Raw genomic sequence first — 13,519 nt, forward strand, 5'->3', positions numbered from 1 at the left:
ATGGATGCGCACCTGCGCGAGCTCCGCTACTTCGTTGCGACTGCCGAGGAATCGACCGTGACCGCCGCGGCTGCGCGTCTGTTCGTCTCGCAGCCCGCCTTGTCCAAGCAACTCCGAGCCCTCGAACGCAGGCTCGGCTTCGACCTGTTCGAACGTCAGTCCCGCGGTCTTGTGCTGACGCGACAGGGGAGTGCGATGCTGCCCGTCGTGCGGGAGCTGCTGGCAGCCTGGGATCGCGGGTACGCCGACGTCCGCGCGCTCACGCAACCCCACACGCTCGTCGTCGGCATGCAAACCGCCGTCGGCCGCGCCCTCCAGGGTCCAGCCGTGGCACGCTTCCGTTCCCGTTTTCCAGGCTGGACGGTCTCATTGCGCCTGGTCGGCTGGGACGACCCGACGGCCGGTCTGGCCGACGGCACCAGCGATGTCGCCTTCGTCTGGCTCCCGGTTCCGCTGGACGACATCGCCACCCGCGTGCTGGTCCGTGAGCCGCGTTGGGCCGCGCTCCCCGCCGAACACCCCCTCGCCGCCCAGGCGGAGATCTCCTTCGCCGACCTCGCCGACGAAGCGTTCGTCGCGCTGCCCGTTGCCGCCGGGCCGCTGCGCGACTTCTGGCTCGGCGTCGACGCCCGTCCGACGCCGCGCCTGATAGCCGCCGAAGCCACCGCGGCCGACGAGGTACTCGAGCTGGTCAGCGCCGGCGTCGGCATCGCGTTGATCGCGGAAGGCAACGCCCGCCTCTACCAACGCCCCGGCCTGACCTTCCGTCCAGTCCCGGACCTCGAACCCGCCGAACTCGCCGTGGCCTGGCGCCGCGACGATTCCCGCGACGCCATCCACGTCCTCGTCGACTCGATCGACCCGGCCTGACCTGCCGGCCCACATCGACGTACTGCTACCAGGCGTAGTCCTCCGGGGCGGTCTTGTACCCCGGGAAGATCTCGTCCAGCCGAGTCAGCGACTTCTCGTCGAGCTTGATGTCGACCGCGCGTACGGCGGACTCCAGCTGCTCCATCGTCCGCGGCCCGACGATCGGCCCGGTCACCGCCGGCTGGTGCAGCAGCCACGCCAGCGCCAGCTCACCCGGCTCGTGCCCGAGCTCGTCCGCGAACGCCTCGTACTCCTCGATCTGCGGCCGAAGCTTCTCGAGCGTCTCCTTGGCCCGGCCCTCGAGCCGACGTACGCCCTCGTTCTCCTTGCGGATCACGCCGCCGAGCAGTCCACCGTGCAGCGGCGACCACGGGATCACGCCCAGCCCGTACGCCTGGGCCGCCGGCAGCAGCTCACGCTCGACATCACGCTGGATCAGGTTGTACAGCGACTGCTCGCTGACCAGACCGTTGTAGTTCCGCTTCGCAGCCACCTCCTGCGCCTGCGCGATGTGCCAACCTGCGAAGTTGCTGGACCCGGCGTACAGCACCTTTCCCTGCTGTACGGCGACCTCCATCGCCTGCCAGATCTCCTCCCACGGCGTGTTCCGGTCGACGTGGTGGAACTGGTACAGGTCCACGTAGTCCGTCTGCAACCGCTTCAACGAGGCGTCGAGCGCGCGGCGGATGTTCAGCGCGGACAGCCGACTCGTGTTCGGCCAGTCCTGCCCCATGTCGCCGTACACCTTGGTCGCGAGCACCGTCTTCTCCCGGTTCTTCGCGTCCTTGGCGAACCACTCCCCGATGATCTCCTCGGTCCGCCCGGGGTGGATCGACCGCCCGTACCCGTTCGCCGTATCGAAGAAGTTGATCCCCACCTCATGCGCCCGCTCCATGATCGCGTGCGCGTCCCCCACCTCGGTAAGGGGCCCAAAGTTCATAGTCCCCAAAACGATCCGACTAACCTGCAGTCCCGTCCGCCCAAGCTGAGTAAATTCCATGTACTCCACCCTCCCTCGCCCCCACCCAGACTTCCAACAGAAGAATCTGCACAGTCCCATCACCGCATGTTCTGAGTCGCGAGGTGGTAGCCGCCACGTGGTGCGACGCGCGGCGACCGTCTGCGTGTACCAGGAGATGCTCGCCAGACCAGCTCTCCGGGCCTGATTCAGAGGTGCTTGAGGATCTCTGTCACATGCTGACGAACAGGTTGCGCCACTTCGACCAGTTCGCCGCCGTCGGCGAATCGGAGAAGTCGTGTGGCGGCAGCAAGCGTGGCGATGCGCCCCGCCCGTGTGTCAAGGAACTCGGAAAGCGCTCGGCTGATCCTGCGGGCCAGGTCTGGATACGTCAGGCTCGTGCAGACGAGGGTGGCGGCGTCGTAGCCGGCGGGTGCTCTGCCCCAGGTTTCCCAGTCGAGGATGGCGAGTGTGGGAGCAGTGAGGTTGGCCCAATGGAGGTCGCAGTGTGCGGTTGTCCAGGGGACGGACGTTATGTCGAGGTCGATACCGAAGAAGGCTCTGATGCCGTCGTTCACGTCGTCTGCGTCGATACCATGCTGCGGCGTGGGGTGCGCAGCGAGTGCCTGCAGGGCATCGTTCAGCTCAGAGAGCCACTGATCGGAGAGATCGACCTCGCTGTACGGCACCATGCCGGTGGAGATGGCTGCGTCGGCAACAAAGGTACTGACCTCTCCGCGCATTCTCCGCGCGTTGTCTTCCCATTCTCTCCACCGCTTGACGACGGGTTTGGGTACGTCGTGGATCGCGTTGGCAGCGACGTTCTGATCGAGGTAGTTGCCTTCGCCCCACTCCGGGTCGGCGTACACGACCCGGAGCCAGGCGTCTTCCCCGGAATCGAGGACACGGCAGCCGACCGAGTGCAGGCGTCCTGTGTGCAGTGGCGGACCGGTCCGCTCGACGCCGAACTCGTGTGCGGCCCAGTCCAGATGGGCTTCCATCCAGGTACGGCGTCGCCGATCGTCGCTCACCGATCGGCCTCGTCGGCGTAGCGCAGGTCGAGTTCGGACACGAGGGCCTCCGCGAGCTCCTGCCGTTGGACGCGGTCGATCAGGATGCCGTTGAGATTGCTGGCGCCGCGGATGGCGGACAGGTCGTTGTCGCGGAAGTCGAAGTCTGTGTAGGTGCCACCGTCGAACTCGACGGCGTCGAGTGTGCAGTTGGAAATGTGTCCGGCATGAAGCTCCGATCTGCGGAACGTGACCTCCTTAAAACGGGTACCGACGAAGACGATGGGGGTGCTTGCGTGGATCGTGTCGAAGGTCGTGTATTCGATCCGGCAGTCTTGGAAGACGACGTTGCTCCATTTGTTGTCGACGAAGTTCGCGCCAAGGAACTTGCAGTCCCGGAACATCACCCGTGACAGGACACAATCGATCCAATCGCTCGACATCAGCACGCAGTGGTCAATCACGACCGATTGGAGCGTCGCCCCGGTGACGGTCACGCGCTGAGCCTCGATGCGGCTCAGCTTGCCGCCCGACAAGGTCGTGTCGGCGACTGCCAGGTGATGGGTAGACCGGTCGGCATACTCGAAGTCGGCCAGCGACGCAGCGCCTTCCAGGTCATCGACCGCAATGAGTTCGTCATCCTCGATGGAAGGTTTGAGGACCTTCGCCCGTCCGTACTCTTCAATCTCCATCGGCACTCGTTCGGAAGAGAAGTGACTGAGCTCAACCTAGCGGTTCCGGAAGTAGATGGTCTTCTTCTTGAACGGCTTCGGCTTCTGAGCCCAGTTGTCCCAGCTCGACTTGTTGTTCCATCCGACCACGGCGGGCGGACGTGGTTCTTGCCGTCGGGCCTCGATCATCTCTGCGACGTAGCTGGAGTCGGTCGCTGCCAACTGCTCAAGGATCGTCATACCGCGATCCTCCGCTCTGAATGGATGTCGTGGAGTGCGAGGACCACTGCTTGTGTCGAGGTTCGGCAGTGCTCAGTCTCTGTAGCGAGAAAGTTGCCGTGTTCGAAGTGCCTATTCCCGGCGTGCGCGCCTTGGCAGTGAGCGAAGAATTCGCAAATCGCCTTGCAGCGGTTGATGCCGAGTCGGAACTCTTGCACGTACTTCAGTTCTGCGGCGCGATCGATGATGGCCGGGATCGGATCGTGCAGCACTGTTGCTTGCCGCGCCGTCAGCGGTAACGCCAGGTATTCGAGCAGATGCTCGACCTCTCGGACCTTCATCTGGGGATTGTCCCGACTCCAGCGGAACGTGTCGCGCCAGAAGCGCCGTGCCTGGTCGATCGTCGGTGTCTCGTCGTGCTGGTTCGTTCCCTCCTTCTCTTCCATGTTGATGCCCACGTATGGGCATCCGAGACTCGCAAGGAAGTCCAGTATCTCGCATGCCTCTCCGACGCTCCCTTGGTCGACAACCGCGATGGCAGTGAAGTGGATGTCTCGCTCTTCGAGCTTCGAGATCCCGGCAATGATTCGATCGAACGCTGGCTCGCCGCGCCAGTCGATGCGATTGCCAGTCAGTTCCGGTGGAGCGTCGATACTGATTCCAATCGACACGTCGTACTCGACGAACAGCTCGCACCATTCATCACTGATCAAGGTCGCGTTGGTCTGGATCACGTGCATGATCCGGCCCGCACGCCGTAACTGCTCGAACGGCGCCAGCAGTTCTCTCATCGCCTTGACTCCGATGGTCAACGGTTCGCCGCCGTGCCAGACGACCTCGAGTACGCCCTCGGATGGCCAGGCTGCCGGGATGCCGCCGGCGATCGCATGGGCTACGGCGGGCGACATGTCCCGCTTCAGTTTCCGTCCTGGGAGGTAGCAATACGTGCAGTCCAGGTTGCAGAGTGACGTTGGCTGGAGGATGAGGGCTGCCGGTTCTGCGGCCAGCCAAGGCCACATCGACATTGCACAGGCAGCTGGTGGAACCAGCACGCCTCTTCAGAAGGTGAAGCTGGGCACAGCGCGTGGACACATCCTGCTGTCTGACCGTGACACCCGTTCAGAGGGATTGTCGACGCTGGAGCGGTGTCGTGAGCTCGCGGTCGCGCACCAGTTGCTTCACCAGGTGTCGAGCATCGACCGGATCATGGGATCGATCCAGGATCCAGCAAACCGACGAAAGGTGAGTTGATGACCGACAGAGCTTCCGCGAAGGATCTCCACGACGCACGGACGATCTGGGACTACCACCTCATGCACCACGAGCTGGAACCGACCGATGTAGGGATCGGCCTGGGCAGCCACGATCTCGGCGTTGCGACCTTCGCCGCGAAGCTGTACCACGAGCAACTATTCCCGATGATCGTCTTCACAGGAGCCAGCAGCCGCACGACTGCAGCACGCTTCCCGCGCGGCGAGGCCGTGCACTACCGGGAACACGCCATCGAACTCGGTGTGCCTTCAGCCGCAATCAGGATCGAACCGAGGGCTACCAACACCGGCGAGAACCTAACCCTGACACGAGACTTGCTGGCGGCTGCCGACACCCAGGCAAGCACCGTGCTGTTGATCTCGAAGCCCTACATGGAGAGGCGGGCATACGCCACCTGTCGCAAGGTCTGGCCCGATGTTCGAGCCATCTGCGCTTCGGAACCGATTAGCTTCAACGACTACCTTGCGAGTATCGGCGACACCAAGCTCGTGCTGGACATGCTGGTAGGTGATCTGCAGCGGGTGATCGAGTATCCGGCCCTTGGTTTCGCGATCGATCAGGACATCCCGGATGAGGTCGATACCGCGTACCACCGGCTGATCTCCGCCGGGTATACCAGCCGCCTGATGACAACATGAATCGACCGCGTGGCTTGCGCTGCGCAATCCATCAGCCGAACCTCTTCCCGCGCCTGTCCACGCTCGCGAAGTTGTTCGCCGCGGACGTCTGGATTGCACTGGACGATGTCCAGTTCGCGCGCCGGGACTATCAGCACCGGGCCAGGCTGGGACGACGTGACGACCCAGGTGCTCAACAATGGATGTCCCTACCGGTCCATGCACCGAGTGGCCGCCGCAGTCTTATCAGTGACATTCGTTTGCTGGAACGGGATCGATCGACTCGCCGCGTCCTCAGGATGACGAGACAGCATCATGGCCGCGGCCCGCATTGGTCAGCCATCGATACCAGCATCGACCGAGTAGCCGACAGGATCGTCCACACCGAGTCACTCGCAGAGGTGGCGATCGAATCCACCGTTTCGCTTCTCGAGTTGCTGCGCTGGCCGGGCAGAGTCGTCCGCAGTAGCGACTTCCACGTGTCGGTCGAGCGATCCGCCCGTCTCGCTGAGCTCACGCTCGCTGTCGGTGCGGCTGCGTACGTCTGCGGAACAGGCGGCGCCGGCTACCTGCGTCCGGACCCGTTCCGAGAGCGCGGTGTCGAGATCGTCCGCTTCTCGGTTCCAACGGAGGGGAACTCGGTGGTTTGGGCAGCCGCTACGCGGCTCAGCAGCCTCGCCGCCCTGGCCGAAGCTGGTGCATCGGCGGTGCATCAGGCGTTCGCGGACGACGTCGACCTCGGCCGCCGGATGGCCCCTCCGTCAGGGCCTGCTCGTTTGATGTGATGTTGGCCGGAGGCACGACGGAGCGTGCCTTCAGCTGGCCTGGAATTGGTTGTAGCGCCAGGCGAGGGCTTCGGGGTCGGGGTGTTCGAGTTTGCGGCGGGGGAGCGTGATCGTGGACCCGTGCATTCGCTGCAGGCCGTACTTGAGCATGGGGCCGTCGCGTTCCTCGAGCAGCTCTCGGTTGATCTCGACGACGTTGTCCGGGCGGATGCCCATCAGGTTCTGGTCGTAGGCGGCGTGGTGGATCTTGCAGAGGCTGAGGCCGTTGCTGACGTGTGGGACGCCGGCCTCGTGCGAGTCGGGCATGATGTGTGCGGCGTCGAGGAGTTCGCCATGGTGAAGGTGGCAGACCGCGCAGCGGGTTTCGTACGCACGGATCACCGATGCCCGAAACACTGGTTGATGGAGTCGCCTGCGGGTGACCTGCTCGGCGTACTGCTTGACCTGCTCCTTCAGGTTCTGCGGGTCCGGGATGAAGCGCAGCGATTCGTCCAACGCGATCAAGAAGATCCGGGCGGTTGGGTCGTCGGCGACGGCGTAGACAGGGAAGATCGGAACGAACACGCCTGCCTCCAGCCAACGGAGCAGGATCATCGGCAGGCTAGGCGCGATGGCTGCTCGGAGCTTTCGGTTGTCGCCTTCGGCGGAATCTCTTTGATACGCATACACGTAGTACCCCTGATCGACTTGTCGGTCGTCGTACTGCCCGTCCTGCTTACTGAGAATCGACAGCGTCGCGTGGAAGTCACGGGGATTTCGGATTCCGCGTCCTTGGTCGATCAATGGCAGACGCTGCCCATCGATCTCGAAGTTCGCGAGCTGGGCGCGAGTGACAGTTCCGCCTGACTGATCGCGGAGATGGGCTAGGCGTTCCAGGATCCGCTCGCGCAGCACGAGTTCGTCGGACAGGCTGAGGTTCGTCAACTGCGCTTCTCCTGGCTGTGGGTCATGCCACGACCGACGCGGCTTGGAACATCTCTGTGGGCATTGGACGATCGAGTTGCCAGGTGATCGCTATCGGGCGGTCGCCGGTGTGGGAGGTGTACGTCGCCGGGCCGAGGAAGAGGTATGGCGAGGTGCCGAGCTCGGTGAGCTTATGTTCGCGGGCGAAGATCAGGATCTTCGTGTCGTGGTCGCGGTGATTGAGATACCGCTGACCTACCTTCGATGAGACCGAGGTGTTGCTCTGGGTCTCCCAGTGGAAGAGCGAGGGACTGATCGCGTAGTCGCGGTACATCGTTGTCGGCGAGTAGTCCGCCTCGGATTTCACGAGGGTCACCAGGAAGGCGTCAGAGTTCCGCGGCTCCGAGTACAAGACACCGGATTGAAACGTACTCGGCCGGCGCTCGAAGTTGGCGTAGTCGAGGGCCGCGAGAATCTCCTCGCGCTGATAGCGCGCGTGAACGCGAAGCGCTAGATCGCCGAGCCGCCCAGTCAGCGGTATGGCGCGATGCCGGGCATGATCCATCGCGAAGTTGGTGACCTCGAGCAGCTCGTCGCGAACGGCGCGCTCCTGCCGGAGGGCGCGGAAGCCGTCGGTGTACGACGTGAATCCGCCACCGTTGGGCCATAGCGAGAAGAACAGCATGCGCGCGAACGTGCGTTGCAGCGGCGCAAGCTCGTCGTACGCCGGTCCGTCGTCCTGCAGGAGTCGTCGATAGGTCTGAGCGCGTTCCGGATCGTCGACGTGGGCAAGCGCCCGGACCCGGCGGAGCAGCACGGTCTCATTCGACGATCCGTCGCGCGTGGGCATCCCGGCGTCTCGGCGAAGCGACGTCCAGCTCCGACCGCTGCGCAGTACGTCGCTGAGCTCGACGCCGGTCTCGTGCACAAAGGTGCCGAGGTCTTGGTCTCCCTGTGACCTCAGCTCCCGGATCATATCCTGCCAACGACCGGCGACCTGGCCCTTGAGATTGGAGAGGACGACCTCCTGGGCGACCTTGTCGAGGACGATCTGGCACCCAGAGGGCAACGCTGGGAAGCCTTGTTTGACTTGGTCTTCGAGCCCCTTACGAGTCTTGCCGGTGAGTGCTCGGAACCTCAGGTCAAACCGAAACTCCTTGCGCTGGTGCCCGACGAAGTCAAGCGCAGTGAGGACAGGCTTGCCGTCGGACTGACGTAGTCCGCGTCCTAGTTGCTGCAGGAAAACAGTTGGACTCTCCGTCGGACGAAGGAACAGCACGGTGTCGACCTCGGGAAGGTCCAGGCCCTCGTTGAACAGGTCGGCCGCGAAGAGAGCGTTAACTCGACGATCCTTCAGGTCCCGCAGGGCCTGATCGCGCACGGCTGTTGAGGTCTCACCGGAGACCGCCTGCGCGGGAATGCCGGCCTCGTTGAAGGTCTTTGCCATGTATTCGGCGTGGGCGACCGAGACGCAGAAGCCGAGTGCCCTCATGGTGCGCACATCTGAGAGCTTGTCTTGGACCTCGCGCAAGACGACGGCCGAGCGATTGTCGTTTCCCGTGTAGAGCTCCTCCAACTGCCGCTCGTCGTACCGTCCGCGCTTCCATTGCAGCTCGTTGAGCTGAGTCCCGTCCGCGATCCCAAAGTAGTGGAATGGACAGAGTAGATCGGCCGATAGCGCATCCCAGAGGCGTAGCTCAACGGCGGTGCGACCACCGAAGAAGCTGAGCAGGTCGAAGCCGTCGGTGCGTTCCGGCGTCGCTGTCAGCCCGAGCAGCTCGTCGGGTTGTAGGTGATTGAGCAGTCGCCGGTACGTCGGTGCTGCGGCGTGGTGGAACTCGTCGACGACCACGATGTTGAAGGCGTCCGCCGGCATTGAGGTGACGTCGTACGCCGTCAACGCCTGGACGGACGCGAAGACGTGTCGCCAACGTTCCGGGCGCGCGCCCGAGTGGTACTCCTCGCCGAAGCTGGCATCCGCGAGAACCTCGCGGTACGTGCGGAGCGACTGCTGCAGAATCTCGCGCCGATGAGCGACAAACAGGAGCGAGGGCGCAGGCTCACCGCGCTTGAGTGCTGCGTCGCGGAGCCGTCGGTAGTCGAGAGCTGCGATCACGGTCTTGCCGGTGCCGGTCGCTGCGACGACCAGGTTGCGATGCCGATCATGTACTTCACGCTCGACTTCGATCTCCTCAAGCATCTCAGCCTGATACGGACGCGGGCGTACTTCGAGGCCGGCGAGCGAGATCGTGACCCGATTGGACGACGTACGGCCGCTGGCTTCTGCCAGCGCATCGTCGAGCCGATCGCGGTCGCGCGCCGGGTCGTACGACTCGAAGGTGGAGTCGTTCCAGTACGTATCGAAGGTTGCGCCGAACTTGTTCAGCAAGCCCGGCGTAGCGATCCGGGAGAGCCGGACATTCCATTCGACCCCGTCCAGCAGCGCCGCTCGGGACAGGTTCGATGAGCCGACGTACGCCGTGTCGAAGGCAGTCGTGCGGCGAAACAGCCACGCCTTCGCATGCAGCCGCGTGCGGAGTACGTCGTACTGGATCTTGACCTCCGCACCGAAGTCGTTGACGAGTCGGTCGAGGGCGGTGCGGTCCGTTGCACCCAGGTACGTGGTGGTGATGACGCGGAACGGGGCGCGCCGGAGCCGGAGGCGCTGGAGCTCCGGCTCGAGCAGTCGGAGGCCGTACCACTTCACGAAGGCGCAGATGAGGTCGACTTCGTCGGACGTGTCGATCTCGGCACGAAGCTCCGGGCCAAGCGATGGCTCGCCGTGCGAGTTAGTCAGGAGTGCGGCGTCCGACAGCGGCGTACTCGGCCGGATCGAGCCGTAGGTGGTGATGCCCGGCCGTACGGCGGGATACAACGCGTGCAACTGACGAGGTGGCTCAGCTGGCAACAGGTCGTCGTGCTCGGAGAGTCGTTGCAGCAGATCGTTGACTAGAGCAACCCGTTTGCCAACGTCACGCGTACTCCCAAGCGCTCGCCGTACCGCCTCACCGACGTGCCGCGCCAGCACCTCCGGCTGATCAGCTTCGTCAACCTCATGCAAGACCGGCTGCTGACCCTCAAACTGCTCCATCGCCGCAAGCAGACTGCTGGTCACCAACGCGTCATAGATCCCTGGCTTCATTCCCCTATCACCCCTCGCCGAGCAGCATGCCAGACCGCACCGACAGCCGCTGGGCTGGGAATCTGCTGGGCGTATCCGGGGCCGCGCGATGGAGGGGTTACCTGCTCCGGGGGAATCGTCGGTTTCCTTGTGGAAGAGTTCGTGAGGAGTGACCTTCGTGATGAGATTCTCGCGTTGCGGGAGACCGAGGTTCGGAAGTTGGCGGCGGAGTATGGCGCCGAGGGAGAGTGAGATGCCGATCGAGTTCGAAGCGAAGGTCCTGCAGATCGAGCCGGATGAGGTGGCGGACAGGATCCTCTCGCTGGGTGGGTGTCGGGTCGGGGATCGCTTGATGCGGCGGTATGTCTATGACATTCAGGCGGGTGACGAGGCGCGATGGATACGGTTGCGGGACACGGCTACGGCGGTGACGTTGACTGTGAAGGAGATTGCGCAGCACGGCATCGACGGTACGACGGAGACCGAGGTTGTGGTTGGCGACTTCGAGGCCACCGATGAGTTGCTGAGGCGGATCGGGTGCCAGCCGAAGTCGTATCAGGAGAACCGGCGCGTCAGCCTTGAGCTGTTGGGTGCGGAGTTGGAGATCGACTGGTGGCCGCTGATCCCGCCGTACCTCGAAAATCGAAGGGCGCTCGCGTGAGCACGTTATCGAGGTCGCCAACGCGCTGGGTGTCTCCGAGGAGCGGCTGACTGCAGAGAACACGACGAAGGTCTATGCCCGCTACGGCATCGATCTGATGGCGATTGCCGACCTTCGCTTCCCCGTATGAGTCGACCTGCTGAGCGAGGCTAGCGCCCGCGGTTAGGGTGATCTCCGTTGGTGCGTCGCGATGGACTCTGTTGGCCTGGCGAGGATTTGACAGCGTTGCGCGCGGGTGCAACGTTCGCGGTTGCAGTGAGAGCCCGGCGGATGTCGGGTGGGAGGTTCTGACGGATCGGCGCGATGTCGGACGAGGCGCCGTACGTCTTGACCCTGTTGCGCCTGACTCCTGCCTCGCGTTCCAGACGTTCGGCGGCTACCTCGAACGGGCGATCGTCCCTGCGGTGTTCGAAGCAGACAGCCTCGCGGTACGGCGGGCCGCCGTCGTCGGCGCTGAACTCGCGGTACACCAGCCGGTGTGAGGCGCCGAGTTCCTGGCTCCCGCGGGTCTCGGGGACGACGGGCAGCTTGATCTCGGCGCAGTCGCTCAGGTCGTGCTCCGCGAAGCGAAGCCGTTTACCCTCGAAGTTGGCCTCGTCGCCGTGGGCGAGAGCGCGAAGTCCGGCCCTCAGCGCGCGGAACTCGCGGTCACGCAGGCCACCCGGTTGGCTCGTCGACGCCCGCTCGAGTTCGCGCATGTACAGCAGCAGATCGTGATTGACGAGCAAGCGGTACTGCGTCATTGCGGTTTGCGGAAGTCGGAGTCGTCGACGTCTTCGTCGAGGTCCCAGCCGAACTCGGCGGCGACCTCCTCGAACGGGACAGAGGGGCCGCCGGGATTCTTCAGGCGGTGCCGGACAAGCGAGTAGGACGAGTCGAAACCTTCCTCGTCGGTGGCTGCTTCGGTGAGTGCTCGCCAGACCTCGAAGGGAATGACGACTGCTTCAGGTTGGCCTGCATCGCCGAAGACGAGCGGCTCCGCCTTGCCGGAGCGGAACATCTGAAGGATGGCGGGGAGATTCTCCGAGGCAGCAGAGGTCGACAGAACCCAGACCGTGGTCCCGTCGGACAGCAGATGCTGGGTTTCCTGGGGGTCCATGTGTGGTCCTTCCGGTTGCTCGAGCCTCGTCTCCAGAATAGGAGTAGGGCCGCATCGTCGATCAAGTTATCCACAGGCACCGCCCGCCGGTGTACGCAGCCTGCCTGAAGCGATGCGCCGGCCCGGCACACGCGTTGTGCGGGCCGGGCCGGGGAGAGTCGCTTACAGGTTCCGGAAGAACGTGCGGAGGTCGGTGATGACGTCGTTCGGGCATTCGAGGGCGGCGAAGTGGCCGCCTTGTTTGAAGTTCGACCAGTGGACGATGTTGGTGTTGTCGCGGTCGGCGAGGGGGCGGATGGTTTTGAAGTCGTCGGTGAAGATGGCTACGCCGGTGGGGGCGTGGTTCAGGGCGGGTTGGGCGCCAGCGTTGGCTTCTTCGTAGTGGTAGCGGGCGGCGGCGGCTGCGGTGTTGGTGAGCCAGTAGAGGGTTACCTCGGTGAGGATCTGGTCGGGGGTGACCAGGCTGGTGCCGTTGCCGAAGTTGTTGAAGAGTTCGTTCCAGGCGAGTTGGCCGACGGGGGAGTCGGCGATGCCGACGGCGACGGTTTGGGGGCGGGTGGAGTTGATGGCGTTGTAGCCGCCGACGGACTGGAACCACTTGAGGTGTTCGAGGGCGGCGTAGTCCTCGGGCGTGAACTTCTCGAACTCTGCCGGGTCGCCGGACGGGAACGAGAACAGTTGCAGGACGTGCAGGCCGAGGAAGCCGGGCGGGTTGAGGACGCCGAGTTCGCGGGCGACCATCGCGCCGGCGTCGGAGCCGTGGGTGCCGTACGAGTCGTAGCCGAGGCGTCGCATCAGCGTGTCGAACGTGCGGGCCACTCGCGCCATCGTCCAGCCGCGGTCGACCAGCGGCGTACTGAAACCGAAGCCGGGGATCGATGGTACGACGACCGAGAACGCGTCCTCGGGTGAGCCGCCGTACGCCGCGGGGTCGGTGAGCGGGCCGATCATGTCGAGGAAGTCGACGAACGAGCCCGGGTACGTGTGGGTCAGCAGGAGCGGCGTGGCTCCCTCGACCGGCGACGGTACGTGGATGAAGTGCACGGTCTGGCCGTCGATCTCGGTCAGGTAGTGCGGGAACTCGTTCATCCGGGCCTCCTGCGCGCGCCAGTCGAACCCGTTCTGCCAGTGGTCGACCATCTCGCGGAGGTAGTGGTTCGGGGTGCCGTAGTCCCAGTTGTCGCCGGGGGCGGCCTCGGGGAGGCGGGTGTGCGCGAGGCGGGTGTTGAGGTCGTCCAGGTCGGCCTGGTCGATCGTGACGGTGAAGGTCCGGATGCTCTCGTTCGTGTTCATGGCTCTACCGTAGGATCCGTATAGGAACATTAGATTCCTA

General features: G+C 64.2%; 14 protein-coding genes. 4 read left to right on the forward strand and 10 right to left on the reverse strand.

The window, feature by feature from the left end:
* Positions 1-870 (forward strand): LysR family transcriptional regulator, encoded by an 870-nt coding sequence (locus tag JOF29_RS12635; RefSeq protein WP_209694382.1) that lies wholly within the window; start codon positions 1-3, stop codon positions 868-870.
* A 25-nt stretch (positions 871-895) separates the two neighbouring features.
* Here the strand turns inward: JOF29_RS12635 and JOF29_RS12640 are convergent, their stop codons facing one another.
* From JOF29_RS12640 to JOF29_RS12660, 5 genes are all read right to left on the reverse strand, one after another.
* Entirely contained in the window at positions 896-1,810 is a 915-nt protein-coding gene (locus JOF29_RS12640) for an aldo/keto reductase (RefSeq protein WP_245357563.1), read from the reverse strand.
* A gap of 227 nt (positions 1,811-2,037) precedes the next feature.
* Positions 2,038-2,859, reverse strand: a complete 822-nt coding sequence (locus JOF29_RS12645) for a hypothetical protein (RefSeq protein WP_209694384.1) — start codon at positions 2,857-2,859, stop codon at positions 2,038-2,040.
* Complete coding sequence (locus tag JOF29_RS12650) at positions 2,856-3,530, reverse strand: pentapeptide repeat-containing protein (protein ID WP_209694385.1); 675 nt, start codon at positions 3,528-3,530, stop codon at positions 2,856-2,858. The genes JOF29_RS12645 and JOF29_RS12650 overlap by 4 nt, the downstream gene beginning before the upstream one ends.
* 36 nt (positions 3,531-3,566) lie before the next feature.
* Positions 3,567-3,749: a hypothetical protein gene (locus JOF29_RS12655; protein ID WP_209694386.1), complete on the reverse strand. Its 183-nt coding sequence runs from the start codon at positions 3,747-3,749 to the stop codon at positions 3,567-3,569.
* Complete coding sequence (locus tag JOF29_RS12660) at positions 3,746-4,753, reverse strand: radical SAM protein (protein WP_209694387.1); 1,008 nt, start codon at positions 4,751-4,753, stop codon at positions 3,746-3,748. The genes JOF29_RS12655 and JOF29_RS12660 overlap by 4 nt, the downstream gene beginning before the upstream one ends.
* 225 nt (positions 4,754-4,978) lie before the next feature.
* Between JOF29_RS12660 and JOF29_RS12665 the strand changes: the two genes are divergently transcribed.
* Together JOF29_RS12665 and JOF29_RS12670 are read left to right on the forward strand one after the other, a co-directional pair.
* Positions 4,979-5,638 carry a YdcF family protein gene (locus JOF29_RS12665; protein WP_209694388.1) on the forward strand — a complete coding sequence of 220 codons (660 nt, stop codon included), beginning with the start codon at positions 4,979-4,981 and terminating at the stop codon, positions 5,636-5,638.
* Positions 5,635-6,402, forward strand: a complete 768-nt coding sequence (locus tag JOF29_RS12670) for a WbqC family protein (RefSeq protein ID WP_209694389.1) — start codon at positions 5,635-5,637, stop codon at positions 6,400-6,402. The genes JOF29_RS12665 and JOF29_RS12670 overlap by 4 nt, the downstream gene beginning before the upstream one ends.
* 30 nt (positions 6,403-6,432) lie before the next feature.
* Here JOF29_RS12670 and JOF29_RS12675 read toward each other — a convergent pair whose 3' ends face one another.
* Both JOF29_RS12675 and JOF29_RS12680 read right to left on the reverse strand, forming a co-directional pair.
* On the reverse strand, positions 6,433-7,296 hold the full coding sequence (locus JOF29_RS12675) for an HNH endonuclease (protein ID WP_209694390.1): 864 nt from the start codon (positions 7,294-7,296) through the stop codon (positions 6,433-6,435).
* Positions 7,297-7,348: 52 nt separating this feature from the next.
* The gene (locus JOF29_RS12680; protein ID WP_209694391.1) at positions 7,349-10,447 is read right to left on the reverse strand and encodes a DEAD/DEAH box helicase; all 3,099 of its coding nucleotides are present in this window, start codon (positions 10,445-10,447) and stop codon (positions 7,349-7,351) included.
* Between the two features lie 232 nt (positions 10,448-10,679).
* Between JOF29_RS12680 and JOF29_RS12685 the strand changes: the two genes are divergently transcribed.
* The gene (locus tag JOF29_RS12685) at positions 10,680-11,087 is read left to right on the forward strand and encodes a CYTH domain-containing protein (RefSeq protein WP_209694392.1); all 408 of its coding nucleotides are present in this window, start codon (positions 10,680-10,682) and stop codon (positions 11,085-11,087) included.
* A gap of 149 nt (positions 11,088-11,236) precedes the next feature.
* On the opposite strand, the gene JOF29_RS12690 is transcribed toward JOF29_RS12685, so the two are convergent.
* The 3 genes from JOF29_RS12690 to JOF29_RS12700 all read right to left on the reverse strand — a co-directional run bounded on the left by JOF29_RS12690 (position 11,237) and on the right by JOF29_RS12700 (position 13,479).
* Positions 11,237-11,830: a hypothetical protein gene (locus JOF29_RS12690; RefSeq protein WP_209694393.1), complete on the reverse strand. Its 594-nt coding sequence runs from the start codon at positions 11,828-11,830 to the stop codon at positions 11,237-11,239.
* Positions 11,827-12,186, reverse strand: a complete 360-nt coding sequence (locus tag JOF29_RS12695; RefSeq protein ID WP_209694394.1) for a hypothetical protein — start codon at positions 12,184-12,186, stop codon at positions 11,827-11,829. The genes JOF29_RS12690 and JOF29_RS12695 overlap by 4 nt, the downstream gene beginning before the upstream one ends.
* Positions 12,187-12,348: 162 nt before the next feature.
* Entirely contained in the window at positions 12,349-13,479 is a 1,131-nt protein-coding gene (locus JOF29_RS12700) for an epoxide hydrolase family protein (protein WP_209694395.1), read from the reverse strand.
* Positions 13,480-13,519: the final 40 nt, after the last annotated feature.

It is taken from the genome of Kribbella aluminosa, from assembly GCF_017876295.1.
GTDB lineage: Bacteria > Actinomycetota > Actinomycetes > Propionibacteriales > Kribbellaceae > Kribbella > Kribbella aluminosa.